This is a genomic window from Oleiphilus sp. HI0043, assembly GCF_001634935.1.
In genome coordinates this window covers 1-864 of the sequence record NZ_LWEY01000398.1, presented here as the reverse complement: position 1 = coordinate 864, position 864 = coordinate 1, and the positions used below count along the sequence as shown (strand labels likewise).

Annotated in this window: 1 protein-coding gene and 1 pseudogene; one reads left to right on the top strand and one right to left on the bottom strand. The window is 42.7% G+C overall.

From position 1 onward, the window contains the following. Positions 1–203 (bottom strand): annotated as a pseudogene (locus tag A3729_RS31330) (hypothetical protein); the annotation flags it as partial. A gap of 156 nt (positions 204–359) precedes the next feature. Between A3729_RS31330 and A3729_RS05270 the strand changes: the two are divergent. Further along, on the top strand, positions 360–864 hold a 505-nt coding region (locus tag A3729_RS05270; RefSeq protein WP_197475587.1), incomplete at its 3' end, for an Ig-like domain-containing protein.

Below are 864 nucleotides of genomic sequence, written 5' to 3'. Positions count from 1 at the left end.
TCTACCAAGGTAGATACGGATACATGATCTCCTCCCACCGCCTTAGCCATATCAGCCAAAACACTGAAGGTCGCTACTAACTGTAAACTGGCTCCCGCACCGCTCTCTTCCCGTTCAGCCATTACATTCATTGAAAGGCATAGCAAAAATATCGAGAGCAAAGCTCTACGACTGCTAGACTTGTACCTAATGTTACTTTGCATACTTAACCTCAATAGGGTTTCTGTTGAAATTTTGCCGGTTAGGAAAACAGTTATATGAAGCTGTTTTATAGAATTTCACTTTCTGTTGACAAAATGGAACATACTTCCTGTAGAAAAATCTCTAAACTGCGCGCATATTAAGAGGATCACTATTCAATGTTCAACGTTTTTTCAATAAATAGCGCATCTAAAGTACTGACATATTTTTTAATATCACTATTACTTAGCGCTTGCAGCGGCGGTAGCAGCTCAGGAAAACAGACCAATAATACGCCTTCACTTCAGAGTCTCTCATTATCAACACCACCAACAACAATGATATCTGGCGAAACCTTTCAAGCCAGTGTGACCGGTTTATACACCGACGACTCAAGTTTTGACTTAAGTAGCGACGCTGGCTGGAGCTCTAGTGACACGAATATCCTGACAGTGTCAGACAGTGGCCTGATTACGGCAATCAATGCTGGTAGTACTACGATTACAGCGGCTTTTTCTGGAGAATCAGCCAGTTTCAGCATAAACGTAATTGCTTTAAGCAGCATTGCGATGAGCATCATTCCCGACGATCTTGAGGTCGGCGACAGTGTGCAATTAAGTGCTAACGGAACCTACACCGATTCATCAAGCGAAGACATCAGTAACGATGTTATCTGGGCCTCTA